Here is a 24,027-nt window from a genome sequence, read left to right on the forward strand (position 1 = left end):
CTTGTGCGAATGGCAACGCGAGGGGCGGGGCCCCGGGTTATTCGGAATCGACGAGAACGATCTCGGCGTCTTGAACGGCGGTGATCGTAACGGTCCGGCCGCCCGAAAGCGCCGCGCCGTCGCGGGCGTTTACCGCATCTCCGTCAACGGTGATCGCACCGGCGGCGGGGACGAGGTAGGCGTGGCGGCCTTCGCCGACGCTGTGGGTAACGCTCTCGCCCGCCTTCAGCGTGGCGCCCAGCACGCGGGCGTTGGCGCGGATCGGCAACGCGCCTTCGTCCTCGGCGAACCCGGACGCGAGCGTGACGAAGCGGCCCGAGCGATCGCCCTTGGGGAACGGCTTGGCGCCCCAGCTCGGCTGGCCGCCGGCCTCGCGCGGCAGGATCCAGATCTGGAAGATCTGGGTCGTCTCCGGCTCGAGATTATACTCCGCATGGCGCACCCCGGTGCCGGCGCTCATCACCTGCACGTCACCCGCCTCGGTGCGGCCCTTGTTGCCCATCGAGTCCTGGTGGGTGATCGCCCCAGCGCGAACATAGGTGATGATTTCCATGTTCTGGTGCGGGTGCGGTGGGAAGCCCGAATTGGGGGCGATCTCGTCGTCGTTCCACACCCGAATCGCGCCCCAGCCCATGCGGGACGGCTCGTAATAGTCGGCGAAACTGAAATGGTGCTTGGCCTTGAGCCAGCCATGATCGGCGCCGCCCAGGCTCTCGAAACTGCGTTTGTCGATCATTGCTGATCTCCCATGTGTTGCCGCCAAGATAGGCATTGGCATGGGCGCGTAAACGGAAACGTTGGAAACCAATCGTTTCGTGATATGGCTTCGCCGGAGCAGGAGACGCGGGGATGAAGCTACCGGATTTCGAAGCCTGGGCGGTATTTGCCAGCGTCGTCGAGCATCGCTCGTTCAGCGGCGCGGCGCTGGCGCTGGGGGTCTCCAAGGCGACGGTTTCCAAGGCGATCACCCGGCTGGAAGAGCGGCTGGGGACAGCGCTGTTTCACCGCACGTCGCGACGGCTGACCCTCACCGACAGCGGACAGCAACTCGCCGAACACGCCCAGCGGATCCTCGACGACGGACAGTCGGCGGAGGAAGCGGCATTCGAAAGCGCCAGTGCGCCCTCCGGCGTGGTGCGGCTGGCGGCGCCGCTGACCTTCGGCTCGCGCCATCTTTCCGGCCTGATCGCCGAGTTCATGACCGCGCATCCGCAGATCAAGGTGGAGTTGACGCTTTCGGACGCGTTCGTGGATATCGTTGGCGAGGGCATCGACGTGGCGATCCGCATCGCGGAACTTCCGGACAGCTCGCTGCGCGCCCGCCGGCTGGGTCCGGTCAACATCCACGTCGTCGCGGCGCCGGGTTATTTCGAGCGTGCCGGGCGACCGCAGCATCCTGCCGACCTCGCGCGCCACGCCTGCTTCGTCTACACCAATACCGCCACGCCGGGGGTCTGGCGCTTCAAGAAGGCGGGCGGCGAGGAGGCCGCGGTGCGGGTGGACGGGCCGCTGCGCACGGACAATGGCGAGGCCATGCTCCCCGCGCTGCGCGCAGGGCTGGGCGTCGCCCGGCTGCCCGGTTTCCTGGTCGATGCGGAGATCGCCACCGGCCGGCTGGAGGCGGTGCTGACCGATTGGGTCGCGGGATCGGTCGGGCTGCATCTGGTTACCCCGCCGGGATCCAGGCGACCCGTGCGGGTAGAAGCGCTGATCGCGTTTCTCACGGAGCGGTTGCGCAGCATCTGCGTTCGGGCAGCGTGAAACGTCTCGTCCCCGATGATGCCGACGCGCGGTTCATCCGCCGCGTCCTGATTCTGCTCACCGTCGGCGCGGTAGTGGTCGCGCTGGTGCGCGCGGCCGACCTGCTGATCCTCACCTTCGGCGCGGTGCTGGGGGCGGTGGTGATTCGCGCCATCGCCGATCGCTACGCGCAGATCGGCGTGCCGAAGCGCTGGTCGGTGGTCACCGCAATGCTCACCGTGGTGGCTGCGATCGCCTTCCTCGTCTGGCTCTTCGCGGTGCAGTTCGGCCCACAGGTCGAGGCGCTGGTCCGCTCGATCCCGCAGCTGGTGGTGCGGCTGAAGGCCTGGGCGCAGGAGAGCCCGGTGGCGGCGAAACTCTACGACGCGGGCGAGGCGGCGTTCGCCGGTTCCCGAGTCGCACGCGACGCGAGCGGATTCGCGCTCGGTTCGTTCGAGCTTTTTCTGAACGCCTTGCTGCTGCTGGTCGGTGCGCTGTTCATGGCCGCCGATCCGGGGGTGTATTTGCGCGGATTGCTGCTGCTCGCGCCCAAGGGGAATATGCGCGACGCCATTGGTGATGCGCTGGCCGACGTTGGCACGACGCTGCGGTTGTGGCTGCGCACCCAGCTGATTCTGATGACCAGCATGGGCCTGCTAGTCGGCGCGGGGCTGTGGATCGCGGGCGTACCATCGCCCGCCGCGCTAGGGCTGCTGGCGGGGCTGAGTGAGTTTATCCCCTATGTCGGCCCCGCAGCAGCGATGCTGCCGGCGCTTGGCCTTGCCGCCACCGGCGGATCGGGGGCGCTGATCGGCTGCCTGCTCGTCTTCGCCGGCGTGCGAATCGTCCAGACCAACTTTCTCACTCCCTTCGTGCAAAGCCGCGTGATCGCTATTCCGCCCGCGGTGACGCTATTCGCGATCATCGGCATCGGTTTCGTCTTCGGATTGTTCGGCCTGTTCTTCTCTGCCGCGCTGCTGGTGGTGATCTTCACGCTGGTGCGTAGCCTGTATCTGCGCGAGGTTCTCGGTGAGGAAATCGACCTTCGATCTGCGGCTTCGACAGATACGTCCAAACCCGATGCGTAGATTTCCCGGGGCTTGCGGAACCTACAAACTTACGAGAAATTAACCTTTCGGCTTCATTGACGCTTAGGTTAATGAAGCGTCCAGCGCGTCGGGCAACGGGGCTACGTCGTGTGGTGTGGACAGGGGAACCGGCAATGCGCGTGCTGCTGATCGAAGACGAGCCTAGCACAGCCAAGGCGATCGAACTGATCCTTTCGGGCGAAGGGTTCAACGTCTACACGACCGACCTGGGCGAAGAAGGCCTGGATCTCGCCAAGCTGTATGACTACGATATCATCCTGCTCGACCTGAACCTGCCGGACATGCACGGCTATGACGTGCTGAAGAAGGTGCGCACAGCGCGGGTGCAGACCCCGGTGCTGATCCTTTCTGGTATTAGCGAGATGGATTCGAAGGTGCGCTCGTTCGGTTTCGGCGCCGACGATTACGTCACCAAGCCGTTCCACCGCGACGAGCTGGTCGCTCGCATCCACGCCGTGGTTCGCCGCTCGAAGGGTCATTCGCAGTCGGTCATCCGCACCGGCAAGCTGGCGGTGAACCTCGACGCCAAGACCGTCGAGGTCGACGGCGCGCGCGTGCACCTGACCGGCAAGGAATATGCGATGCTGGAGCTGCTCTCGCTCCGCAAGGGCACCACGCTGACCAAGGAGATGTTCCTCAACCATCTCTATGGCGGCATGGACGAGCCCGAACTCAAGATCATCGACGTCTTCATCTGCAAGCTGCGAAAGAAGCTGAGCATGGCGTGCGAAGGCGACAATTATATCGAGACCGTCTGGGGCCGCGGCTATGTGCTGCGCGAGCCGGACGAGGCGATGCAGGCGGATACCCAGGTCGCCTGATTTCCCAACCGATCACGCAGGGGCAGGGCCGTCGTCACCTCCGGGTGGCGGCGGCCTTTTCGTTTCGAGGCTGGCCGGCGAACGGCGGATCGGCCACGCTGACCGGATGACGATGACCAACAAACCTGGCTTCAGCATTTCCGCGCGGCTGAAGAGCTTCCGCTACGCGATCCGCGGACTGCGCATGCTGGTGCGCGAGGAGCATAACGCACGCGTGCATCTGGCTGCATCGCTGGGTGTGTTGGCTGCCGGCGCCCTATTGCGACTGTCGTGGGACGAATGGCGCTGGATCGTCCTCGCGATCGCGCTGGTCTGGCTGGCCGAGGCGTTCAACACCGCTATCGAGGATCTCTGCGATCGGTTCTGCCCGGACTTCGACCCCGCGATCGGCCGAATCAAGGATCTCGCTGCAGGCGGGGTGCTGGTGGCGTCGCTGGCGGCTGCGGCGATCGGGCTGCTGACGCTGGGACCGCCGTTGCTGCGAGTGCTGCCGTAAACAGTTCCCCCCCTTCAGGGGAGGGGTTGGGGTGGGGATGACCGACAAGCACAGGACTCGCTCCCAGCTCAGACCCCATCCCAAACCCCTCCCCTGAAGGGGAGGGGCTTTTCGCACGCTTCACCCGCGTCGCGCCGCCGCGTGTTGTTCGGCCCGTGCCAGCAGCGCCAGCAGGTCCTCGCGGCTGACGTCGAAGGCCTCCCCCGCTTCCTCAAGCGCCGCGTCGATGTCCTCCGGAAGCAATCCCGGCGCGGGCGGGGCGGGTTGCACGCGGTGGGGGTAGCTGTGCCCGGTGAACCGGTGGACGAGCAGCCCGCACAGCGTCAGCAGCACGGCGTTGACGCCGATCGGCAGAAGCACGAAGCCGAGCCCCTTCGCCAATATCGCAGGCGCCAGAACCGGCAGCAGCACCGTGCCGCCGCCCGGCGGATGGAGGCTGCGGGTCAGCGACATCACGAGGATGGCCAGTCCCACCGCTACGCCAGCGGCAAGCGCGCCGTGCCCCAGCCACCAGGCCACCGCCAAGCCGACCAGCGCCGAAATCCCGTTCCCCCCGATCACCCGCCAGGGTTGCGCCAGCGGACTGGACGGCACCGCGAACACCAGCACAGCCGAGGCTCCGATCGGCGCCGCCAGCAGGATCGTCGTCTCACGATCGAACCCCGCGAGTGCCGACACCCCGGCCGTCACCCCGATGCCGATAGCACCGCCCAGTGCCGCGCCGATCCGGTCGCGCCACTGCGCGCCGGCCATCACCAGCCGGAACACGGGCTCAGGGCTTCGCGCCCCAGGCGCGGCGTCCGCCGATCCAGGTTTCGACCACCTTCGTGCCACGCAGCTCGGAGGGAGAGACCGTTAGCGGGTCGCGATCGAGGATCAGGAAATCGGCCCACAGCCCCGGTGCCAGCCGCCCGATCTTGTCGTCGGCAAATCCCGCATACGCCGCACCGATAGTGAAGCCTGCCCAGCCTTCCTCGCGAGTCAGCTTCTCTTCCGGCCGCCAGCCGCCCGGCGGGTTGCCGCTCGCATCCTGTCGCGTGAAGCTCGCCGCCCAGCCCGTCCAGGGATCCGGGCTCTCGACCGGATAGTCCGACCCGAAGGCGAGGTGCGTCCCGTTGCGCAGCATCGTCTTCCACGCGTAGGCGCCGGTGAGGCGGTCCGGCCCGAGTCGCGCCTCCGCCATCAGCCGGTCGCTGGTCTCGTGGACCGGCTGCATCGAAGCGATCGTACCGTATTTCGCGAAGCGCGGCAGGTCCTTGGGATCGATGATCTGGGCGTGCTCGATCCGCCAGCGGCGATCGCCCTTGTAGGTCTCGGTCAGGATCTCGATGGCGTCGAGCACCTGCTGGTTGGCGCGGTCGCCGATCGCGTGGACGGCGATCTGGAAATTGTCCATCGCGCCGCGCGCCATCAGGTTGAGTAGCTGGTCGTCGGTGAGGAAGCCCAGCCCCTTGTTGCCCGGCGCATCGCTATAGTCGGCCTTGAGCCACGCGCCGCGCGAGCCGAGCGCGCCATCGGCATAGAGCTTGATACCGCCCATCCGCAGCCGGTCGCCATACAGCCAGGGCGTCGGCCCCGCGCCCGCCACGCGCAGCGCGGTATCGACGCCGTGGGCATAGCTCATGATGCGCAGGTGGAGCTGGCCGATATCAGCCATGCCGCGCATCGTCTCCCAGTCGTCGACCGTGGTGCCCATGTCGGCAGTGGCGGTGACGCCGAGCGAGAGCAGTTTCTGCTGGGCCGCGAGGAACGCGGCGTTGCGCTCGCGCGGGGTGGGCTGCGGCACGACCTTGGCGACCAGCTCGGTCGCGGCATCGACCAGCACGCCGCTGGGGCGCCCGCTTGCGTCGCGCTCGATGCGGCCGCCGGCGGGGTCCTTGCTCGCGGCGGTGATGCCGGCGAGTTCGAGCGCCTTGCTGTTCGCCCAGCCGGCATGGCCGTCGACCCGCTCCAGCCACACCGGGCGATCACTCACCGCACGGTCGAGATCGCCGGCGGTGGGGAAGCGGCCGAGCTTCCAGGCCTCCTGGTTCCAGCCGCGGCCCAGCACCCATTTCGCCCGGCTCTTCGTCGCGTAGTCACCGATGCGAGCGAGCGCGTCGTCGAGGCTGGTGGTGGCGGACAGGTCGAGCTGGAGCTGCTGGAAGCCTAGGCCCATGAAATGGCCATGCGCGTCGATCATGCCCGGCACGATCGTCGCGCCTTTGAGGTCCAGTCGCCAGACCATCTTCCTGGGCCGCTTCTGGCCCTTGGCGTAGACCGCGACCACCTTGCCATAGGGATCGATCTGCAGCGCCTCGAAGCGCACCACCGCCCCCTTGGCGTCGAGCGTGATGCCGTTGACATTGTCGACGATTCCATCGGCCTGGGCGGCGGGCGCGAGCAGCAGGGCGGTGGCGGCGGCAAGCCGCTTGAGGCGCGTGAACATGGGCGAGGGCATAGGGCCTGTTCCCCTGCCGCGCCAGATGGTCTAGGCGGGAAGGCTATGGCTACCAAAGCAGCACCCGTGCCCGCCTCGCTCCCCGTGTCGATCGACGATGTTCGGGCGGCCGCGGCGCGGATTAGCGGCGCGGTGGTGCGCACGCCGACGCTGCACAGCCGCACGCTCTCGCAGCTGACCGGCGCGAACGTGTACCTCAAGTTCGAGAACCTCCAGTTCACCGCCGCCTATAAGGAACGCGGCGCACTCAATACGCTGCTGCAACTGGACGCGGAGGCGCGGTCCAAGGGCGTGATCGCGGCGTCGGCCGGCAACCATGCGCAGGGCCTCGCATATCACGCGACGCGGCTGGGCATCCCCAGCACGATCGTGATGCCCAAGAACACGCCGATCGTGAAGGTCACCCAGACCGAAGGGCATGGCGCCAATGTCGTGCTGCACGGTGAAACCTTCGACGCCGCCTACCAGCATTCGCGCGAACTGGAGGCGGAGCGCGGCTTCACCTTCATCCACCCGTTCGACGATCCCCGCGTGATCGCCGGCCAGGGCACCGCGACGCTAGAGCTGCTCGAGGACGTGCCCGGCATCGACACGCTGGTCGTGCCGATCGGCGGCGGTGGGCTCATCTCGGGCGCGGCGGTCGTCGCCAAGGCGCAGGACCGGCCGATCGATGTGCTGGGCGTCCAGGCCGAGCTTTACCCTTCGATGTACAACCGGGTGCACCACACCGAAATGCCGTGCGCGGGCGATACGCTCGCCGAGGGCATTGCGGTGAAGTTCCCGGGTAGCATCACCGCGAAGATCGTCGAGGCGCTGGTCGACGACATCGTGCTGGTCGGCGAGCGCCGGCTGGAAGAGGCGGTGAGCCTGCTGCTCCAGATCGAGAAGACGGTGGTCGAGGGGGCAGGGGCCGCGGGCCTCGCCGCGTTGCTGTCCGAACCCGAGCGCTTCAAGGGCAAGACCGTCGGCACCATCCTGTGCGGCGGAAATATCGATACCCGGCTGCTGGCGAACGTGCTGTTGCGCGATCTTGCCCGTTCTGGCCGCCTGGCGCGGCTGCGCATCCGCCTGCAGGATCGTCCCGGTGCGCTGTTCCATGTCGCGCGGATCTTCCACGAGCAGGGCGTGAACATCATCGAGGTCTACCACCAGCGCGTGTTCACCTCGCTGCCTGCCAAAGGGCTGATCACCGACATCGAATGCGAGACGCGCGATCGCAACCATCTCGACCGGCTCATCACCGCGCTGCGCCGTGCCCAGTATGAAGTGAGCATGGTCGAGTCCGCCTGATGCGCACGCTGTTTTCGACCCTGTTCTATCAGCAGCCGCTGGGTGACGACGCGCTGGTCGCCGAGCTCGAAGCCTCGTGCCTGCAACTGGCCGAGGACGATAGCGCCGGCCGGCGCTGGTGCCGCGACAACCACTATCGCGGCTATACCAGTTATGCCTCGCTGAACGATCTGCCGATCCGTGACCCGGCCTTCGCCGATCTTAAGCGGTTGCTCGACAAGCATGTCGCCAAGTTCGCCGAGGCCTGCGCGTTCGATCTCGCCGGGCGCAAGCTTAAGCTCGACAGCCTGTGGGTGAACGTGCTCGACGGCAAGGGTGGCCACGGCGCGCATATCCATCCGCACAGTGTCGTGTCGGGCACCCTCTATGTCGCGCTGCCGCAGGGCGCACGCGGGCTCAAGCTCGAGGATCCGCGGCTGGCGATGATGATGGCTGCGCCGACGCGGCGGCCCGATGCGCCGGAATCGCTCCAGCCCTTCATCGAGGTGGTGCCCGAGGTCGGCACCGTGCTGCTCTGGGAAAGCTGGCTGCGCCACGAGGTCCCGCCCGGCGCGGCCAAGGAGAAGCGGATCAGCATCAGCTTCAATTATCGATGGTGACGGGCGAACTCGGCCAGCGGCGAACAGGGGAATAGAAGGCGATGGGACTTCAGAGCACGATCGACCGGGTTCTGCTGAAGCTGATACGGAATCACGAGGAGAGCCCGTATCTCCGCCGCCGCTTCCAGACGCTCTACGGCATCGAAATCGGCGACTACAGCTATGGCGCTTTCGATCGCTGGCGCATCCCGCCGGGCACGAAGATCGGCCGCTATTGCTCCTTTGCGGCATCGGCACAGATCATCTCGGCCAACCATCCGCTCCAGGCGCTGTCGACGCACCCGATCTTCTACCTGAAGAGCCGGGGCGTGATCGATCGCGACCGCGTCGTCGCGCAGCCGACGATCGTCGAGGACGATGTGTGGGTGGGCCATCACGCGATCATCACGCCCGGCTGCAAGCATATCGGCCGCGGCGCAGTGATCGGGGCGGGTGCGATCGTGACGCGCAACGTTCCAGCCTATGCGATCGTCGCCGGCAACCCGGCCAAGCTGATCCGCCACCGCTTCTCGCCCGACGTGATCGCGGCGATCGAGCGCACCCGCTGGTGGGAGATGGATCGTGCGGCATTGGCGCACGCCTCAACCCAGGCGCCCGACTTCGCGCTGGAGCCGACGGTCGAAAACGCCGCCGCCTTCGAACGCGCGGCCGCGGCGGGATAGCGATTGGTTTGTCGATCCTCCGCGCCTATGTTGGAGGCCAATGGCTAAGAACAGAACAAGCGCAGGACTGCCGACACGGCAGCAGATTCTCGATTTCATCGCATCCTCGGATACGCCCGCCGGCAAGCGCGAGATCGCCAAGGCCTTCGGGCTGAGCGCACAGGACAAGATCCTGCTCAAGGCGCTGTTGAAGGACATGAGCGACGAGGGGCTGATCGACGTCGCCCCCGGCCGCGCCTTCCACAAGATGGGCGGGCTGCCCAAGGTGACCGTGCTGCGGATCACCGATGCGGACGGCGACACCACCTGGGCGGTGCCCGAGCGCTGGGAGGCCGAGCATGTCCCCGCACCGCGCCTGCGCGTCCGCGAGATGCGCGGCAAACGCTCGGCGCTGGGGGTGGGGGACCGCATCCTCGCGCGCACCGAAGAGGCCGGCAACGGCTGGATCGCGCATCCGATGAAGCAGCTCGCCCGCGGCGAGGAACTGATGCTCGGCGTGCTCCACGAGGAGGGCGGCAAGCTCTGGCTGCAAGGTGTCGAGAAAAAGGAGCGGCGCAGCTGGCCGGTCTCCGACGCGGGCGGCGCCGAGCCCGGTGATCTGGTGCTGGCCGAAAAAGCCGGTCGCCCGCCGCGGATTACCGCGCGGGTGGTCGAGCGGCTCGGCGATCCGTTCGCCCCGCGCAGCTTCTCGCTGATCGCGATCCACCGCCACGGCATCCCCAATGTCTTCTCCGAGGAGTTGCTGGAAGAGGCCGAGCGGGTGGCCAGGCAGCCGCTGGGCAACGACCGCGAGGATCTGCGGCATTTGCCGATCGTCGCGATCGACCCCGCCGATGCGCGCGACCATGACGATGCCGTCTGGGCGACGCCCGACGATGATCCCGCCAACGAGGGCGGCTGGAAGGCGATCGTCGCGATCGCCGATGTGTCCTTCTACGTCCGCCCCGGTTCGGAGCTCGACCGCGAGGCGCGCAAGCGCGGCAACTCGGTCTATTTCCCCGATCGGGTCGTGCCGATGCTGCCCGAGGTGCTGTCGGCGGACGTGTGTTCGCTGAAGGAGAACGTCGACCGCGCCGCGCTCGCCTGCCATCTGCAGGTGACCAAGAGCGGGGCGCTTAAGAGCTGGCGCTTCACCCGCGCCGTCGTGCGGCTGGCGGCCAACATCGCCTATGAGGACGCACAGGCGGCTATCGATGGGACCCTCGATAAGCCCCTCCCCTTCAGGCGTGCTGGGTCGGCTCTGCCCCCGGCAGAGCCTGAACAGCGCGGGGCGCTGTTCACCCAGCACGGGGTCGGGGGTGGGGCCCGAGCTGGGAGCGAATCCGGCGCTGCGGGCGCACTGCCCCACCCCAACCCCTCCCCTGAAGGGGAGGGGCTATTGGATGCCCTCCGCCCGCTGTGGGATTGCTGGCACGCGCTCAACGCGGCGCGCGACAAGCGCGAGCCGCTCGACCTCGATTTGCCCGAGCGCCGCATCGTCCTCGACGAGAAGGGCCGCATCCTCTCGGTCGCGCCGCGCGAGCGGCTCGATGCGCACAAGCTGATCGAAGATTACATGATCGCCGCCAATGTCGCCGCCGCCAAGGCGCTGGAGGCGAAGAAGACGCCGGTGATGTACCGCATCCACGAGCCGCCGGCGCGCGAGAAGCTCACTGCGCTCAAGGAATATCTCAAGACCTTCGAAATCGAGTTCGCGCTCGGCCAAGTGATCCGCCCGGCCACCTTCAACCGCATCTTCGACCGCGTCGGCGAGGAGGAGTTCCGCCCCCAGGTGATGGAGCAGGTGCTGCGCACCCAGACCCAGGCCTATTACGGCCCCGAAAATGTCGGCCATTTCGGCCTGGCGCTCGGCTCCTACGCGCACTTCACTTCCCCGATCCGCCGCTATGCCGACCTCGTCGTGCACCGCGCGCTGGTCGACGCCTATCGGCTGGGGCCGGGCGGGCTGACGGCGGAGGAAGCCGGCAGCATGGATCGGATCGGCCAGTCGATCAGCCAGCTCGAACGTCGCGCCATGGAGGCCGAGCGCGAGACGATCGACCGCTATGTCGCCGCCTATCTGGCCGCGCATGTCGGGGAGATCATGTCGGCGCGGATCACCGGCGTGCAGAATTTCGGCTTCTTCGCGACCGTGGAAGGCATTGGCGGCGACGGACTGGTCGCCGCGCGCGACTTGGGCGCCGAGTATTTCCACTTCGATGAAGCGGGCAAGCGGTTGGTCGGCGAGCATAGCGGCGAGGAATTTACGCTAGGCCAGCGGATCGAACTGCGGCTGGTCGAGGCGAACCCTGTTTCCGGCGCACTGCGCTTCGAGCTTCCCGACGGCAAGGGATCGGCGGGCGGGCCGCAGCGCACCGGCCGGCCGGGCAAGGGCGCCCCCAAGCGGGTGATTCACCGCCGCGGCCGCCCGGGAAACATTCGCCACAACGGGCGCAAGCGCTGAGGCGAGACGTTGCCGGACCCTCGGTCCGGCAACGCTGTCCAAAATCCGTGCAAAGCGGGAAGGGCCGCGCTACAAGCTGTCGCAAAGAGCATGTTGCAATGCCAAAATGACGTTTGTCAGCGAGGGAGCGAGAATGGCCGGCCGTCCGACGATCAAGGAAGTCTCGAAGATCGCCGGCGTGTCGTTCAAGACCGTTTCCCGCGTGCTCAACAACGAAAAACATGTCAGCGAAGAGACGCGTCGGCGCGTCGAGGAAGTGGTGGCGCAGCTCAACTTCCGGCCGAGCCATGCGGCGCGCACGCTGGCGGGGCGGCGCTCGTTCCAGGTGGCGCTGCTCTACGACAATCCCAGCCCCTATTATGTCTTCCATATCCAGTCGGGTGCGCTGGAGCGGTGCCATGAACTGGGCTACCGCCTGTTGATGCAGCCGATCGACAGCAGTGTGCCGGACATGGTGCCCGATGTGCTCGCGCTGGTCGACGAGGCGCATCTCGATGGCCTGATCCTGTCGCCACCGCTGACCGAGATGCCCGAGTTGCTCGACGCGCTGGACAAGCGCAAGCTTCCCTATGTCCGCATTGCGCCGGGGCTGCGCAAGGATCACGGGCTGGCGACGACGATGGATGACGTGGCGGCGGCACGCGAGATCACGCGGCACCTGCTTCAGCTCGGCCACCGAAAGATCGCTTTTGTGCGCGGGCCCGAAAGCCATGTATCTTCGGCGGACCGACTGGCCGGCTATCGCGAGGAGCTGGAGGCGCATGGCATCGCCTTCGACCCAGCATTGGTGATTGCGGGCGACTACAGCTTCGCCTCGGGCGGGGCTGCGGCACGGGCGCTGTTCGGGGAAGTACATCGGCCCACCGCGATCTTCGCGGGCAATGACGACATGGCCGCGGGCGCTTTGGCAGCGGCGCATGAGGCGGATATCGCCGTGCCCGAGGCGCTGTCGATCGCAGGGTTCGACGATTCGGATTTGGCGCGGGCGGTCTGGCCGCCGCTCACCACCATTCGCCAGCCCGTACGCGAGCTCGCTTATGCCGCGGCGGACCTGATGCTGGCGGGGACGGCGGTCGCGCCCCAGGTCATGCTCGAGCACGAGCTGAAGGTGCGGGCCACGACGGGGCCCGCACCCAAGGACTGACGGCGGCAGCCGGTCAGAAGTCGATCCGCACCGAAGTGCTGATCGTGCGGCCGTTGATCGAGCGGGCCCGGACGATGCCGTTCGCAGGGATCGCGCCTTCCTCCGCCTCGGTGAAGCCGCGCACGTTGAACAGGTTGTTGGCGTTCAGCGACACCAGCAGCTTCGGGATCGGCCGGAACTGGGCGAAGGCGTTGACCTGGGTGTAGCCCGGCAGTTTGAGCTGGTTGGTATCCTGCGCATAGCTGCTCGTGGTGCCGATCACATTGGCGCCGATCGAGGCGCGGCCGAGCTCGACCTGCGGCGTCGCCTGGAAGATCAGATTGGCCTGGCGCCGGGGGGTGTTGCCGACCGATGCGGGATTGAGTGCATCGGCGACGATCCGCGAATGAGTCCAGGTGGCCCCCGCGGTCAGGCTGAACGGGCCCTGGCGGACGGCACCGTCGAACTCGAGGCCATAGGCGCGATAGGTGCGGTCGATGAAGACCTGCCGAGTCGCCTCGTAATTCTGCTCCTCGGTGCGCGCCCAGAAGCCGGTGAGGTTGAGCGTCAGCGGGCCTTCGCGATATTTCACGCCGAGCTCGGCCTGGTTGACGAAGTCGACCGCCGCCGCCGAACTCACCAGATGGCCGTCGGTGGTGCTCACCGCCGGGCCGAACAACAGGCGATCGGCATTGGCGCGTCCGCCGCGGCTGTAGCGGGCGAACACCGACATGGCGTCGATAAAGCGGTAGTTGATGCCTGCCGAATAGCTCCAATAATGATAGTTGTAGTTGACCGGCGCGGGGCTGGTCAGCGGGATCACGGCGACCCGCGTCTCGGCATCGGAGATCACGCCGTCGCCGTTGATGTCTCGGCTGGTCGTGCCGACCCGTCCGCCGCCGAGATCGGCACCGGCGATCGACCCACGTGCATCGCCGAAATCATAGCGCACGCTGCCGCCGATCGAGACCTTGCCGACCAGATAGTTGAGCGAGGCGAAGGGCGCGTTGACGTTGTAGTCGACATTATAGCTACGCCGGCAGCACCCGCCGAAATAGGCAGCGCCATAGCCGTAAAAGCCATCCTGGGTGACCGCGGTCCCGTTCGCGCGGCGCACATTGACCAGCGCCGCCTCGCCATTACCCCGGACATCGGTGAGGATCGACGTCCACAGCCAGTCGGTGTCGATCGTCTGGCGCGACTTGTAGAAGCCGGCGGTGGCGGTGAGCTTGCCGGTGCCGACATCGAACGCCCGGCTCGCGCGCAGGTCGTTGGTGATGTTGTCGAGGCTGTTGAGCTTGGTGTCGAACACCACGATCTGCGCGAGCAGGTCGTTGCCGTTGAGCCCGGCAAGATTGGTGATCGTCTTGCCCGCGTTCGGGCCATTGGCATAAGCGAGCATTGCGCCCGCCCCGCCCATCGAGGTCGCGATGGCACCGGCGCTGTCCACCGATGCCGGGAAGTTCGCGATGAAGCGGCCCGAAATGTCGGAATAGCGGAAGCGATCGGTGACCACCCAGCCGGCGAGCGTCGTCTCCGCCTCGAAGCCGATCGACTTGACGAGCGGATGCTGGCCGTCGCGGACGTCGTCGGTGACGAGATTGTTGTTGCCGTCCAGCGTGACGTTGCGGGTGAAATTGGGCGTCAGCAGCTGATCACGGTTGGCGCGGAAATTGGCGAGGTCCTGATAGCTCGGGTTGGCGTTGGTGCCGGTCACCCGCACCGGCATCGGCAGATAGCCCACTGCGCGATCGTCGAGGAATTTCCCGTAGAGGCGGATATGGCCGCCGGTGAATTCCTTGGTGACGTTGAACTTGAACTGGCCACCCTTGTTGCCGTCATAGCCGATGCGGCGCGGGCCGGTGCCCTGGCGATAGAAACCGCCCATGTGGAAGCGCAGGGTGTCGCCCAGCTTCGCGCCATAGTCGAAGTCGACGCGATAGTCCTTGTAGTCGAGGCCCGCGGTCGCCTGCACCGCACCGCCCTCGGTGTCGCCGGTCTTCGAGATCATGTTGATCACGCCGCCGGGCGAGTTCGATGCGAAGGTCGAGGCCGAGCCGCCGCGAATCGATTCCACCTGGGCCAGATTGAGGTCGGCGCGCAGGAAGATGTCGGCATTGCCGAAGGTGATGTCGCCGAATTCGAGCACCGGCAGCCCGTCTTCCTGGAGCTGCAAAAACTTGGCGCCGCCCGAGGCGATCGGCAGGCCGCGGATCGAGATGTTGGCATTGCCCTCGCCGCCCGAGCTTTCCGAACGGATGCCCGGCAGGTTGCGGAAGATCTCCGCGACCGAGCGCGGTGCCGCCTTCTGGATGTCGTCGGCCTTGAGCGAGCTGGTCGAAATTGCGGTGTCCAGCCGGTCCCGCCCGCGGGCGACGGCGGTCACGACGATTTCGGTATAGCTGGATGCTTCGGCTTCCTGCGGCGGGGGCGCGTCCTGCGCGAAAGCGGGGACTCCGGGGATCGCCAGCGTGCCGCCGATCAGCAGCAGACGGCGTAATTGGTGCGCGCGCATAGACATGGCCATCAGCCTCTCTCCCTGTTCCGGACCCTCCTTGGTGGGAGCCCTGCACATATGTGTATATCTCTTATTGCAATCGATTGCAACAACCCCAGTATTTGTCCGGAGTGAAGCAAACTTGCGGTTTTCCGCTAATCCGGTCACACCCTATGCCGTGAGCCAAGACGCACCGCCTTCCGATCGGCCGGCCCGCACCCTCGCCGATATCGCCCGACTCGCCGGGGTTTCGACCGGCACCGTGTCGCGCGCGCTGGCCGGGAGCAGTCTGGTCAATGCCGAGACGCGCGAGCGCATCCAGGCGCTTGCCGCCGCGAACGACTTTCGAGTCAATCAGATGGCGCGGCGCCTTCGAACGCAGAAAACCGGGGTGATCGGCGTGGTCGTGCCGCTGGGGCATGAGCGACGCCAGCATCTTTCCGACCCCTTCTTCATGACCATCCTGGGCCATCTCGCCGATGCCCTGACCGAGAATGGCTATGACGTGATGCTGTCGCGCGTCATTCCCGACGCAGCGGACTGGCTGGAGCGAATCGTCGATTCGGGCATGCTCGACGGCGTCCTGCTGATCGGACAGTCGGACCAGATGGCGGCAATAGAACGAGTCGCGGCGCGCTATCGGCCGCTCGTCGCCTGGGGCAGCCGCCTGCCGGGGCAGGTGCACTGTACCGTCGGAACCGAGAATGTCGCGGGCGGGCGGATTGCCGCCGAACATCTGATCGCGCGGGGCGTGCGGCGAATTGCATTTCTCGGCGCGTTGCGCGCACCGGAGTTGCGCGAGCGCTTCGACGGGGTGTGCGCTGCCGCCGCCGCCGCCGGGCTGCCTGCGCCGATTCAGCTCGACACGCCGCTCGCTGCCGAGATGATGGAGCGCGAGATCGCCGCACACCTCACCCGGCACCTCGATCGCATCGATGGCATCGCCACGGTATCCGACATGATCGCGATGACGACGCTGCGGGTGCTCGCCGACCAAGGCATGGCGGTCCCAAGCGACGTGCCGGTGATCGGTTACGACGACCTGCCGCTCGGCCTGCAGACGGTGCCGCGCCTGACCACGGTGCGGCAGGATATCGCCCGCGGCGCCCGCGCGATGGTTGAGCGACTATTCGCGCGTATCGCCGGTCAAGACGCGCCGTCGCTGGTGATGGCGCCCGAACTGGTGGTACGCGACTCGGCCTAGGTCGACAGCGTGATGCGATCGCCGTCGAACGCCAGTAGGAAGAAGGGTGCCGGCGCGCCGCCAAAGGCGCGGCGGCGTTCGCCCACGTCGGCCAGCGTCTCCAGCCGTTCCGGCGCGATACCGGGATAGTCGCGGAAGCTCAGCACATAACCGTCGTCCGTGACCCACCAGCAATAGGCTTGTACCGGCGCCTCGGGCGGGTTCGCCGCGACGAGGCCGGTGCCGTTGACCGGCCGCCAGGGCCCGGCCATGCGGTCGGCCACCATCGCGTAAAGCCCGGTAGGCGCGGTGATGCCGTCGGCGAAGCGTCGGCCCTGCGTGCTCCAGAACAGATAATATAATTCGTCCCGTAGCACGATGTGCGGGCGCTCCAACTCGCTGTTGACGCCGATCGCGGAGACGAGCGGGGGGGATAGCCGCCATCCGCCATCACGGAATCGCGCGAGTCCGATCACGCCATTGACGGGCGCATCGCTCCACGCCGCATTAGCGGTGAAAAGGACATACTCGGCTCCGTCGGCCGGATCGCGGAAATAGCTCGGATCGCGGAAGCCCTGGATGCCGTGCGGTGGCGCAACCGTCTCGTTCGCCACCGTGTACAGCCCGCCATCGGCCGCGACGATTTCCTCGGGAACGCCCCAGTAGCCGAGGTGTGGCGTTTCCCCGTCGACAACAAAACGGCCGCGGCTGACGAACAGTCGCTGCTCGAACGTCGTCGCCGCGCCGCGCCGGCCGGCGGCGGTGAAATAGTGCGACATCGTGACGCCGTCCGCCTCGAGCACCGCAGATCCCGACCATTCGCGCGACCCCGGGGTGAAGCCGTCGGGAAACGCATCGCCATGGTCGCGCCACACGCCGTCGCCCCCGATGCTGGTCAGGCGAATCCGCGCGATGTCATGCCGGCCTTCTGGGTCGTCGAGCCTGGGTGCCGCGAGGAAGAACCACCAGCTTCGGCCGCCCCGCAGCACGGTGCGGCCATCGGCATCCGCGATGGGCCACATATCCCAATAGTCCAGGCCGGCCACCGGCGACCATGCTCCGGGCCGAAGCAATGGCAACGCCGCGCCGGTCTGCGTGGCGATTCCGGCGACTGCAGCGCGCGTCCATTCCGCGGTGGCGTTCATGCGGTCTTGCGCTCGCGTACGGTCCACACGGCGAGCGCGGCGCAGAACAGCAGCAGCCCGCACAGCCGCAGTACATTGCGTGCGTCGCCGCCCAGCAGCGGCCCGTAGAGGAAGGGCAGGGTGATCGAGAACAGCAACATCGGAATGACGATCATCATGTTGAAAATGCCCATATAGACTCCCGTCCGCGCGGGTGGAATCGATCCGGCAAGGATCACGTAGGGATTGCCCATCATGCTCGCCCAGCCGAGCCCCAGGCCGATCGCAGGGACGAACAGCAGCGCCTTGTCCTGCACCTGCGGCAGCCAGAGCATGCCGATCCCGGCGCAGACCAGGCACGCAGCGTGCAGCCGCGCCGCGCCGATCCGGCGCGCGATCGGCACCATCGCAAAGGCGGCGACAAAGGCGACGGCGTTGTAGAAGGCGGCGATCTCGCCATTGGTCAGAACCGCGGCACGAAAGCCCGGCGCGGTCGAGTCCGCCGTGCCATAGACCGATCGCGCGACGGCGAGGATGACATAGGTCCAATAGGCCATCATCGCGTACCATTGGAACAGGCTCATCAGCGCGAGCTTGCGCATCGCCAGCGGCATGTCACGGATCGCCCCGCCGATCTCCGCGAGCGTTGCCGCCAGCGACTTGGGCTGGGCGGCGATATGCGCGCGCTCCTCCCGGGTCAGCGGTAGTTCGGGGACACGCAGCACCGACCAGAGGATCGTGCCCAGCGCGAGCACCGCACCCACCATGAACGCGACTCGCGCCGTATAGGGGATGTGGTGCGCATCCACCCAGTCCTGACTCATCCCCGCCCAGACGAGCAGCGAAGGGGTGAGGAAGGCGAGCATCTGGGCCAGGCCGGTGAATGCGCTCTGGGTGAGGAAGCCGAGTCCGTGCTGGCTTGGGTCCAGCCGGTCGGACACATAGGCGCGATACGGCTCCATCGTGATGTTGTTGCCGGCATCGAGCAGCCAGAGCAGCGACACCGCCATCACGATCGAACTGCTGAGCGGCATCCAGAACAGTCCAGCCGAGCACAGCACCGCGCCAGCGAGGAAATAGGGCGTGCGGCGTCCCCAGCGGCTGTCGGTACGGTCGCTCATTACACCAATCAGCGGCTGGACGAGCAGCCCGGTCATCGGGCCGGCTAGCTGGAGCAGCGGGAGCGAGGCTTCGGAGGCGCCGAGATAGGAATAGATCGGTGCCATATTCCCCTGCTGCAGCCCGAAACTGAACTGCAGGCCCAGAAAGCCCAAATTCATTTCCAGAATGCGCCACAGCGAAAGACGCGGCTTCGCGCTAGCAGGGTTCATCGTCGCGCCTCTCCCCGGCCCGTCTGTTTTATCGCGTCTTTATGAAGCGTTTTCGGGAGGGCGGCAACAATCGATTGTAATCGAAGTGGAGCAAAACGCGGAAAAGCAAAAGGGCGCCCGCGATCGCGAGCGCCCTTCTCTAGGGCCCGCCGCCTGCGTGGGGACGGCGGGAACCCGGACCGGAAATTTCCGGAATTACATCCCGTTGTGCAGGTTGGTGTCTGCGTCGTGGGTGCGCATGTCCTTGGCCTTGGCGTCGCCTTCGGCGCGCACGGCATCGGCCTGGTTCTGCAGATTGTCCTGCGCCGCATCGGTGGTGGCGTTGCTGGCCATCGACTCGATGTTGTCGGCGCGCGCTTCGGCGTTCGCTTCGATGTTGTCGGCAGCCTGCTCCCGCGGGGTGTTGTTGCACGCCGAGAGGGCGATCAGGCCGGCAGCGGCGCCGAGCACGAGCATCTTCTTCATCATCATTACCCTTTTACGTTGGTACAGTCGAAAATTCGTTCGCAGAAAAGCGTTGGCAGCGGAAATCGACGACGCGGCGCTTTGTTCCCAGGTTGTAACGCGAACGCGACGAACCGAGTGTGCGGCCGTAACCGCCAAGAAATGGACGGAACCGACAATCCGTCATGCTTCCCGACCCTTAGAAGGAAGGTCCATCATCCTTCCTGGAGGGCATCCGCATGACCACCTCTTCTGCTCCTACCATCGTCCTCGTCCACGGCGCCTGGGCCGACGGATCCAGCTGGCAGCGCGTGATTCCGATCCTGCTCGATGCCTGACACGCGGTGGTCGCCGTGCAGAACCCCACCCAGTCGCTCGCCGGGGATGTCGCGGCGACCCGTCAGATACTCGATGGCGTCGACGGCCCGGTGGTGCTCGTCGGGCATAGCTGGGGCGGGGCGGTAATCACGGAAGCAGGCACCGACCCCAAGGTGAAGGCGCTGGTCTATGTCGCCGCTTTCGCGCCCGCGGCGGGCGAGGCGTTGGGGCCGCTGGTCGGAAAATATCCAAACCCGCCGGCGCTTGGCAACATTCACGACGACGGCAAGGGTAACCTCACCCTCAGTACCCGCGGCTGGGTGGAGGACGTTGCCAACGACCTGCCCGAAGCCGAGGCGCGTGTCCTTGCAGTCGTTCAGCCGCCGCTGCCCGCCAGCACCTTTGCCGATGTGATCAGCGAGGCCGCATGGGAGAAGGTGCCGAGCTGGTACATCGTTTCGACCGAGGATCGGGTGGTGAGCGTCGCGCTGGAGCGCGAATTCGCCGCACGCATGCACGCCCGGACGACCGAACTCGCTGCGGGCCATCTGTCGCTGCTGTCGCAGCCGGAAGCCGTGGCCAAGGTTATTCTGGAGGCGGCGTCCGCCTGAGCCCCGCGGGCATCCCGGCGCGGGACGGCGTTAACCATGGTTGCTGCTGGCCGAAATCGTAAACGGCGCGTTAACCTCGTGCCATGCAGCAGCCGTTCGCCCTACGCGGCCCCCGCCGCCATCCGTTCCGCCGCCATGTGCGGCAGGTGATCGCGCGCCAGCGCAAGGCGAGCGAGGACGGTGAAGTGAAGCTCTTCGCGTTGAGCTTCACCGCCTTCTTCGTCTGCTTCTATACCTTCCTGCTGTAACGCCCGCTCAGGCCGCGGGCGCGTCACCGCGGCGGGGCACGTCGCCTTCCTTGTGCAGCTTGCGCGCGCACCAGGCCGATGCGAGCGCCAGCACCGCCACCACCCACAGCGCATCCTCGACATTGACGCCTGGGATGCGGGTAAAGCCGAAAATGCCCACCGAGCCCAGCACCATCGCACCCGAATTGACCACGTTGTTCGCCGCCACCGTCCGCGCGGTCTGCGACTTTTCGACGGTGGTCGTCAGGAAGGCGTAGAGCGGCACCACGAACATGCCGCCGGTCGTGGCGATCATGATCAGATCCCCCAGCGCATGCCAGGCGGCCGGCATCTGGACGAAGTCCATCGTCTTGAGCAGCGGGCCTTCGTGAACCGGCCAGTACCGGGCGGTGAAGTGGAAATCGATCACGAACACCGTCATCGCCAGCACCGAGGGTACGCAATAGCGCGCCGAGACATTGCCCTTGAGCAGCTTGTTGATGATCACCGATCCGATCGCGATTCCGATCGAGAAGATGCCGAGGAACACGCTGGCCACGTCCTTCTGGGCGTGGAACACGTTCTTGACCAGCGGCGGGAACAGCACGCCGAGCACAGCCGCGATCGACCAGAACACGCTGATCGAGACGATCGCGAGGAACAGCCGGCGGATATGCATGGTAGCGTTGATCAGCCGGGCCGAGGCGCGGAAGATGTTGAGATCAATCTCCAGATGCGTCAGCGGCGGGGCGGGCGGGATCTGCAGCGAGGCGATCCAGCCGACGACCGCCACCCCGATCACCGCGAAGGCGGCGGCATGGGCACTGATCAGACCACCGGCAATGGTGCCGAACAGGATCGCCACATAGGTGCCGGCCTCGATCATCCCGGTGCCGCCCAGCACGTCGTCTTCGGCCAGATGCTGCGGCAGGACCGCATATTTGATCGGCCCGAAAAAGGTGGAGTGCACGCCCATGCCGACCAGTGCGACGAGCATCAGCGGCAGGCTCTTGAGGAAGATGCCCGCGGCGCCGATCAGCATGATGCCGACTTCGGCCGCCTTGATGATCCGCATGATCTTCGCCTTGTCATGCGTATCGGCGAGCTGGCCCGCCAGCGCGGAGAAGAGGAAGAAGGGCAGGATGAAGATGCCGGTGGCGATCGCGCTGAACTGCGTCTCCTGTTCCACCGAGTTGAAAATCTGGTAGGTCGCGAAGAAGATCATCGCGTTCTTGAAGAGGTTGTCGTTGAACGCTCCCAGGAACTGCGTGATGAAAAGGGGCAGGAACCGGCGCTCCTTCATGAGCCCGAGCGCACCGATCATTCGATAAAAGCTCCCCTGCTGCGGTCTTCCGCATGGTGAAGGGGCGGCATACCGGGGGGCGGGCGCGGCTTCAATCGATTAATCGGTATGGTGGGGGACGGGCAGGGGACATGGACAGGGAAGTGGCGATCGATCCGGTAGCGGTGCCAGCAGGTCTGGCGGCGCTGGTCGCGGGGCGGACCTGGTTTCGCGATCGCGTAGGCCAGTCCGGCTGCGCGGTCTACCGGCTCGCACGCGCGGGGGAAGATGATCTCTATCTGAAAATGGCGGGAGCGGAGACGCTGTCCGATCTCGTCGACGAGATGGCGCGGCTGCGCTGGCTGGCGGCATATCTGCCGGTGCCGCCGCTGCACGGCTTCGGGCTGGAGGGCGATGGGGGCTGGATGCTGACCGGTCGGCTGCCCGGGCGTACTGCCTATCAGCTGCTCGAAGAGCATCCCGCCGCCGCCCCGGCGCTGGCCGGATCGCTGGCACGGTTTCTACGTCGGCTGCACGCGATCCCGGTCGCTCGCTGCCCGTTCAGTGCCGATCACGCGTTGCGGCTGGCGGCGGCGAAGGATCGGATGGACGCCGGGCTGGTCGAGGAAGACGAGTTCGACGACGCACGCCGGGGTATGTCCGCGCAAGACGTATGGGGCGAGATGGGCGCGGCCATGCCCGTCGCCTTCGAACGGGTAGTCACGCACGGCGACTTCTCGCTCGATAATCTGCTGGTAGTGAACGCGAATGTTGTGGGTTGCATCGATCTGGGACGGGTGGGGATCGCCGATCGCTGGCAGGATCTCGCGATTCTCTGGCACAGCTTGGCGGAATTCGGCGAGGAGTCGGCCGGGGCAATGCTCCAAGCCTATGGGATCGCGCTCGATCCGGCAAAGCTCGACTTCCACCTCCGGCTCGACGAATTCTTCTGACCGCGCCCGCCTTTGGCCCTCCCGCTGCGCCGATGCCGGTGCTAGGGCTTTGCCGATGCTGACGTTGCCGAACATTCTCACCCTGTCGCGCATCTTCATGGTGCCGCTGTTAGTGGGATTCCTGTGGTGGCCGCTCTGGGCGCCGGGATATGCGATCGCCTTCGCGCTCTACTGCCTGATGGGCATCACCGATTATTTCGACGGCTATCTGGCGCGCGCGCAGGGCACGGTGTCCAAGCTCGGCGTGTTCCTCGATCCGATCGCCGACAAGATCATGGTCGCCGCGGTGATCCTGATCCTGGTGGGCAAGGGCGTCATCGCCGACTGGCACGTCATCGCCGCGCTGGTCATCCTGTTGCGCGAGATCGCGGTCTCGGGCCTGCGCGAGTTTCTCGGCGGCATCCAGGTCTCGGTGCCGGTCTCCCGCCTCGCCAAGTGGAAAACGACGCTGCAGCTGGTGTCCCTAGGTGCGCTGATCCTTTCCGGCGCGGTGCCGAGTTGGGGCTGGGTGCTGGTTGTGGGGATCACCACCCTGTGGGGCGCCGCGCTGCTGACCGCGATCACCGGCTGGGACTATCTCCGCGTCGGCCTGAGCCACATGGACAGCTGATGGCCATTTCGATGCTCTATTTCGCTTGGGTGCGCGAAGCGGTGGGGACCGGCGAGGAGCGGGTCGATCCGCCCGAGGCGGTGCGCAACGTCGCCGACCTGATCGACTGGCTTTCGCAGCGAAGCGACGGCCATGCCGCCGCCTTCGCCGAGCCTGCCCGGTTGCGCGCCGCGATCGACCAGACCTTCGTGCAACTCGATGCGCTGCTGGGCAATGCGCGCGAAGTCGCGATCTTCCCGCCGGTGACGGGAGGATGATCCGCGTCTCGGTCAAAGCGGCGCCGATCGAACTGGGCGTCGAGGTTGCGGCGCTGGAGGAACGCGGTGCCGGCGGCGTCGCCACTTTCACCGGCGTGGTGCGCACCGACGATGGCGTCGAGGCGCTGGAGCTGGAACATTATCCCGGCATGACCGAGGCGGCGCTGTGCGCGCTGGCCGAGGCGGCGATCGACCGCTGGAACCTGCTCGGCGTCACCATCATCCATCGTGTCGGCCGGATGACCGCGGGCGAGCGCATCGTGTTCGTCGGCACAGCGGCGGCGCACCGGCGCGAGGCGCTGGAGGCCTGCGCCTATCTGATCGACCGGCTCAAGACCGACGCGCCCTTCTGGAAGCGCGAATGGCTGGCCGGTGGCACCCGCTGGGTGGAACCCCGCGCCACCGATGCGGAGGCTGCCGCGGGCTGGGCGTAGCTGTACAGGGCTTCGCGTGATATATGTGCAGTC

General features: G+C 66.6%; 24 protein-coding genes. 16 read left to right on the top strand and 8 right to left on the bottom strand.

Annotated features, from left to right (window positions below; genetic code table 11):
* Positions 1–37: 37 nt before the first annotated feature.
* Entirely contained in the window at positions 38–736 is a 699-nt protein-coding gene (locus RT655_RS13595; RefSeq protein ID WP_313537701.1) for a pirin family protein, read from the bottom strand.
* A gap of 113 nt (positions 737–849) precedes the next feature.
* Here RT655_RS13595 and RT655_RS13600 point away from each other — a divergent pair, with 113 nt between their 5' ends.
* From RT655_RS13600 to RT655_RS13615, 4 genes are all read left to right on the top strand, one after another.
* On the top strand, positions 850–1,761 hold the full coding sequence (locus RT655_RS13600) for a LysR substrate-binding domain-containing protein (RefSeq protein WP_313537703.1): 912 nt from the start codon (positions 850–852) through the stop codon (positions 1,759–1,761).
* Positions 1,758–2,828: an AI-2E family transporter gene (locus RT655_RS13605; RefSeq protein WP_313537705.1), complete on the top strand. Its 1,071-nt coding sequence runs from the start codon at positions 1,758–1,760 to the stop codon at positions 2,826–2,828. The genes RT655_RS13600 and RT655_RS13605 overlap by 4 nt, the downstream gene beginning before the upstream one ends.
* 134 nt (positions 2,829–2,962) lie before the next feature.
* Positions 2,963–3,670, top strand: a complete 708-nt coding sequence (gene ctrA / locus RT655_RS13610; protein ID WP_313537707.1) for a response regulator transcription factor CtrA — start codon at positions 2,963–2,965, stop codon at positions 3,668–3,670.
* 112 nt (positions 3,671–3,782) lie between these two features.
* Positions 3,783–4,166: a diacylglycerol kinase family protein gene (locus tag RT655_RS13615; RefSeq protein ID WP_313537709.1), complete on the top strand. Its 384-nt coding sequence runs from the start codon at positions 3,783–3,785 to the stop codon at positions 4,164–4,166.
* Positions 4,167–4,286: 120 nt separating this feature from the next.
* Here RT655_RS13615 and RT655_RS13620 read toward each other — a convergent pair whose 3' ends face one another.
* A complete protein-coding gene (locus RT655_RS13620) occupies positions 4,287–4,934 on the bottom strand; it encodes an HPP family protein (RefSeq protein WP_313537710.1) in 648 nt (215 codons plus the stop codon).
* Between the two features lie 4 nt (positions 4,935–4,938).
* Positions 4,939–6,594 (bottom strand): amidohydrolase, encoded by a 1,656-nt coding sequence (locus RT655_RS13625; RefSeq protein WP_313537711.1) that lies wholly within the window; start codon positions 6,592–6,594, stop codon positions 4,939–4,941.
* A gap of 57 nt (positions 6,595–6,651) precedes the next feature.
* Between RT655_RS13625 and RT655_RS13630 the strand changes: the two genes are divergently transcribed.
* From RT655_RS13630 to RT655_RS13650, 5 genes are all read left to right on the top strand, one after another.
* Positions 6,652–7,896, top strand: a complete 1,245-nt coding sequence (locus tag RT655_RS13630) for a threonine ammonia-lyase (protein WP_313537713.1) — start codon at positions 6,652–6,654, stop codon at positions 7,894–7,896.
* Positions 7,896–8,495 (top strand): TIGR02466 family protein, encoded by a 600-nt coding sequence (locus tag RT655_RS13635; protein WP_313537715.1) that lies wholly within the window; start codon positions 7,896–7,898, stop codon positions 8,493–8,495. Before RT655_RS13630 ends, RT655_RS13635 begins: the two co-directional genes overlap by 1 nt.
* A 41-nt stretch (positions 8,496–8,536) precedes the next feature.
* A complete protein-coding gene (locus RT655_RS13640) occupies positions 8,537–9,157 on the top strand; it encodes a CatB-related O-acetyltransferase (protein WP_313537717.1) in 621 nt (206 codons plus the stop codon).
* 40 nt (positions 9,158–9,197) lie between these two features.
* Complete coding sequence (locus RT655_RS13645; RefSeq protein WP_313537719.1) at positions 9,198–11,600, top strand: RNB domain-containing ribonuclease; 2,403 nt, start codon at positions 9,198–9,200, stop codon at positions 11,598–11,600.
* Between the two features lie 133 nt (positions 11,601–11,733).
* Positions 11,734–12,744: a LacI family DNA-binding transcriptional regulator gene (locus RT655_RS13650; RefSeq protein ID WP_313537721.1), complete on the top strand. Its 1,011-nt coding sequence runs from the start codon at positions 11,734–11,736 to the stop codon at positions 12,742–12,744.
* Positions 12,745–12,757: 13 nt separating this feature from the next.
* Here the strand turns inward: RT655_RS13650 and RT655_RS13655 are convergent, their stop codons facing one another.
* The gene (locus tag RT655_RS13655) at positions 12,758–15,244 is read right to left on the bottom strand and encodes a TonB-dependent receptor domain-containing protein (RefSeq protein ID WP_409530280.1); all 2,487 of its coding nucleotides are present in this window, start codon (positions 15,242–15,244) and stop codon (positions 12,758–12,760) included.
* 154 nt (positions 15,245–15,398) lie between these two features.
* Between RT655_RS13655 and RT655_RS13660 the strand changes: the two genes are divergently transcribed.
* Positions 15,399–16,424, top strand: a complete 1,026-nt coding sequence (locus RT655_RS13660) for a LacI family DNA-binding transcriptional regulator (RefSeq protein WP_313537725.1) — start codon at positions 15,399–15,401, stop codon at positions 16,422–16,424.
* Here the strand turns inward: RT655_RS13660 and RT655_RS13665 are convergent.
* From RT655_RS13665 to RT655_RS13675, 3 genes are all read right to left on the bottom strand, one after another.
* A complete protein-coding gene (locus tag RT655_RS13665) occupies positions 16,421–17,548 on the bottom strand; it encodes a glycoside hydrolase family 68 protein (protein ID WP_313537727.1) in 1,128 nt (375 codons plus the stop codon). The genes RT655_RS13660 and RT655_RS13665 overlap by 4 nt on opposite strands.
* Positions 17,545–18,807, bottom strand: a complete 1,263-nt coding sequence (locus tag RT655_RS13670; RefSeq protein WP_313537729.1) for an MFS transporter — start codon at positions 18,805–18,807, stop codon at positions 17,545–17,547. The genes RT655_RS13665 and RT655_RS13670 overlap by 4 nt, the downstream gene beginning before the upstream one ends.
* A gap of 246 nt (positions 18,808–19,053) precedes the next feature.
* Positions 19,054–19,323 carry a hypothetical protein gene (locus tag RT655_RS13675; protein WP_313537731.1) on the bottom strand — a complete coding sequence of 90 codons (270 nt, stop codon included), beginning with the start codon at positions 19,321–19,323 and terminating at the stop codon, positions 19,054–19,056.
* A gap of 332 nt (positions 19,324–19,655) precedes the next feature.
* On the opposite strand from RT655_RS13675, the gene RT655_RS13680 reads away from it, so the two are divergent.
* Positions 19,656–20,231 (top strand): alpha/beta hydrolase, encoded by a 576-nt coding sequence (locus RT655_RS13680; RefSeq protein ID WP_313537733.1) that lies wholly within the window; start codon positions 19,656–19,658, stop codon positions 20,229–20,231.
* Positions 20,232–20,314: 83 nt separating this feature from the next.
* A complete protein-coding gene (locus RT655_RS13685; RefSeq protein WP_313537735.1) occupies positions 20,315–20,479 on the top strand; it encodes a hypothetical protein in 165 nt (54 codons plus the stop codon).
* 7 nt (positions 20,480–20,486) lie between these two features.
* Here RT655_RS13685 and RT655_RS13690 read toward each other — a convergent pair whose 3' ends face one another.
* Positions 20,487–21,782, bottom strand: coding sequence for an MFS transporter (locus RT655_RS13690; protein WP_313537737.1), 1,296 nt, complete (start codon positions 21,780–21,782; stop codon positions 20,487–20,489).
* Between the two features lie 110 nt (positions 21,783–21,892).
* Between RT655_RS13690 and RT655_RS13695 the strand changes: the two genes are divergently transcribed.
* From RT655_RS13695 to RT655_RS13710, 4 genes are read left to right on the top strand one after another with little or no spacing between them, the layout of a single operon-like run.
* A complete protein-coding gene (locus RT655_RS13695) occupies positions 21,893–22,693 on the top strand; it encodes an APH(3') family aminoglycoside O-phosphotransferase (RefSeq protein ID WP_313537739.1) in 801 nt (266 codons plus the stop codon).
* Between the two features lie 55 nt (positions 22,694–22,748).
* Positions 22,749–23,303: a CDP-diacylglycerol--glycerol-3-phosphate 3-phosphatidyltransferase gene (gene pgsA / locus RT655_RS13700; RefSeq protein ID WP_313537740.1), complete on the top strand. Its 555-nt coding sequence runs from the start codon at positions 22,749–22,751 to the stop codon at positions 23,301–23,303.
* The gene (moaD, locus tag RT655_RS13705; protein WP_313537742.1) at positions 23,303–23,560 is read left to right on the top strand and encodes a molybdopterin converting factor subunit 1; all 258 of its coding nucleotides are present in this window, start codon (positions 23,303–23,305) and stop codon (positions 23,558–23,560) included. Before pgsA ends, moaD begins: the two co-directional genes overlap by 1 nt.
* Positions 23,557–23,994 (top strand): molybdenum cofactor biosynthesis protein MoaE, encoded by a 438-nt coding sequence (locus RT655_RS13710; protein ID WP_313537744.1) that lies wholly within the window; start codon positions 23,557–23,559, stop codon positions 23,992–23,994. The genes moaD and RT655_RS13710 overlap by 4 nt, the downstream gene beginning before the upstream one ends.
* The last annotated feature ends 33 nt before the right edge of the window (positions 23,995–24,027 follow it).

Origin of the sequence: Sphingomonas sp. (genome assembly GCF_032114135.1) — a bacterium.
In the GTDB taxonomy this organism is placed as follows: Bacteria; Pseudomonadota; Alphaproteobacteria; order Sphingomonadales; family Sphingomonadaceae; genus Sphingomonas.

Coding starts and splice junctions, on each gene's coding strand:
- RT655_RS13665 (WP_313537727.1), bottom strand. CDS start 17,548: ATGAACGCCACCGCGGAATGGACGCGCGCTGCAGTCGCCGGAATCGCC.
- RT655_RS13710 (WP_313537744.1), top strand. CDS start 23,557: ATGATCCGCGTCTCGGTCAAAGCGGCGCCGATCGAACTGGGCGTCGAG.
- moaD (WP_313537742.1), top strand. CDS start 23,303: ATGGCCATTTCGATGCTCTATTTCGCTTGGGTGCGCGAAGCGGTGGGG.
- RT655_RS13630 (WP_313537713.1), top strand. CDS start 6,652: ATGGCTACCAAAGCAGCACCCGTGCCCGCCTCGCTCCCCGTGTCGATC.
- RT655_RS13655 (WP_409530280.1), bottom strand. CDS start 15,244: ATGTCTATGCGCGCGCACCAATTACGCCGTCTGCTGCTGATCGGCGGC.
- RT655_RS13645 (WP_313537719.1), top strand. CDS start 9,198: ATGGCTAAGAACAGAACAAGCGCAGGACTGCCGACACGGCAGCAGATT.
- RT655_RS13640 (WP_313537717.1), top strand. CDS start 8,537: ATGGGACTTCAGAGCACGATCGACCGGGTTCTGCTGAAGCTGATACGG.
- RT655_RS13625 (WP_313537711.1), bottom strand. CDS start 6,594: ATGTTCACGCGCCTCAAGCGGCTTGCCGCCGCCACCGCCCTGCTGCTC.
- RT655_RS13695 (WP_313537739.1), top strand. CDS start 21,893: ATGGACAGGGAAGTGGCGATCGATCCGGTAGCGGTGCCAGCAGGTCTG.
- ctrA (WP_313537707.1), top strand. CDS start 2,963: ATGCGCGTGCTGCTGATCGAAGACGAGCCTAGCACAGCCAAGGCGATC.
- RT655_RS13675 (WP_313537731.1), bottom strand. CDS start 19,323: ATGAAGAAGATGCTCGTGCTCGGCGCCGCTGCCGGCCTGATCGCCCTC.
- RT655_RS13615 (WP_313537709.1), top strand. CDS start 3,783: ATGACCAACAAACCTGGCTTCAGCATTTCCGCGCGGCTGAAGAGCTTC.
- pgsA (WP_313537740.1), top strand. CDS start 22,749: ATGCTGACGTTGCCGAACATTCTCACCCTGTCGCGCATCTTCATGGTG.
- RT655_RS13600 (WP_313537703.1), top strand. CDS start 850: ATGAAGCTACCGGATTTCGAAGCCTGGGCGGTATTTGCCAGCGTCGTC.
- RT655_RS13685 (WP_313537735.1), top strand. CDS start 20,315: ATGCAGCAGCCGTTCGCCCTACGCGGCCCCCGCCGCCATCCGTTCCGC.
- RT655_RS13595 (WP_313537701.1), bottom strand. CDS start 736: ATGATCGACAAACGCAGTTTCGAGAGCCTGGGCGGCGCCGATCATGGC.
- RT655_RS13670 (WP_313537729.1), bottom strand. CDS start 18,807: ATGAATTTGGGCTTTCTGGGCCTGCAGTTCAGTTTCGGGCTGCAGCAG.
- RT655_RS13690 (WP_313537737.1), bottom strand. CDS start 21,782: ATGATCGGTGCGCTCGGGCTCATGAAGGAGCGCCGGTTCCTGCCCCTT.
- RT655_RS13650 (WP_313537721.1), top strand. CDS start 11,734: ATGGCCGGCCGTCCGACGATCAAGGAAGTCTCGAAGATCGCCGGCGTG.
- RT655_RS13635 (WP_313537715.1), top strand. CDS start 7,896: ATGCGCACGCTGTTTTCGACCCTGTTCTATCAGCAGCCGCTGGGTGAC.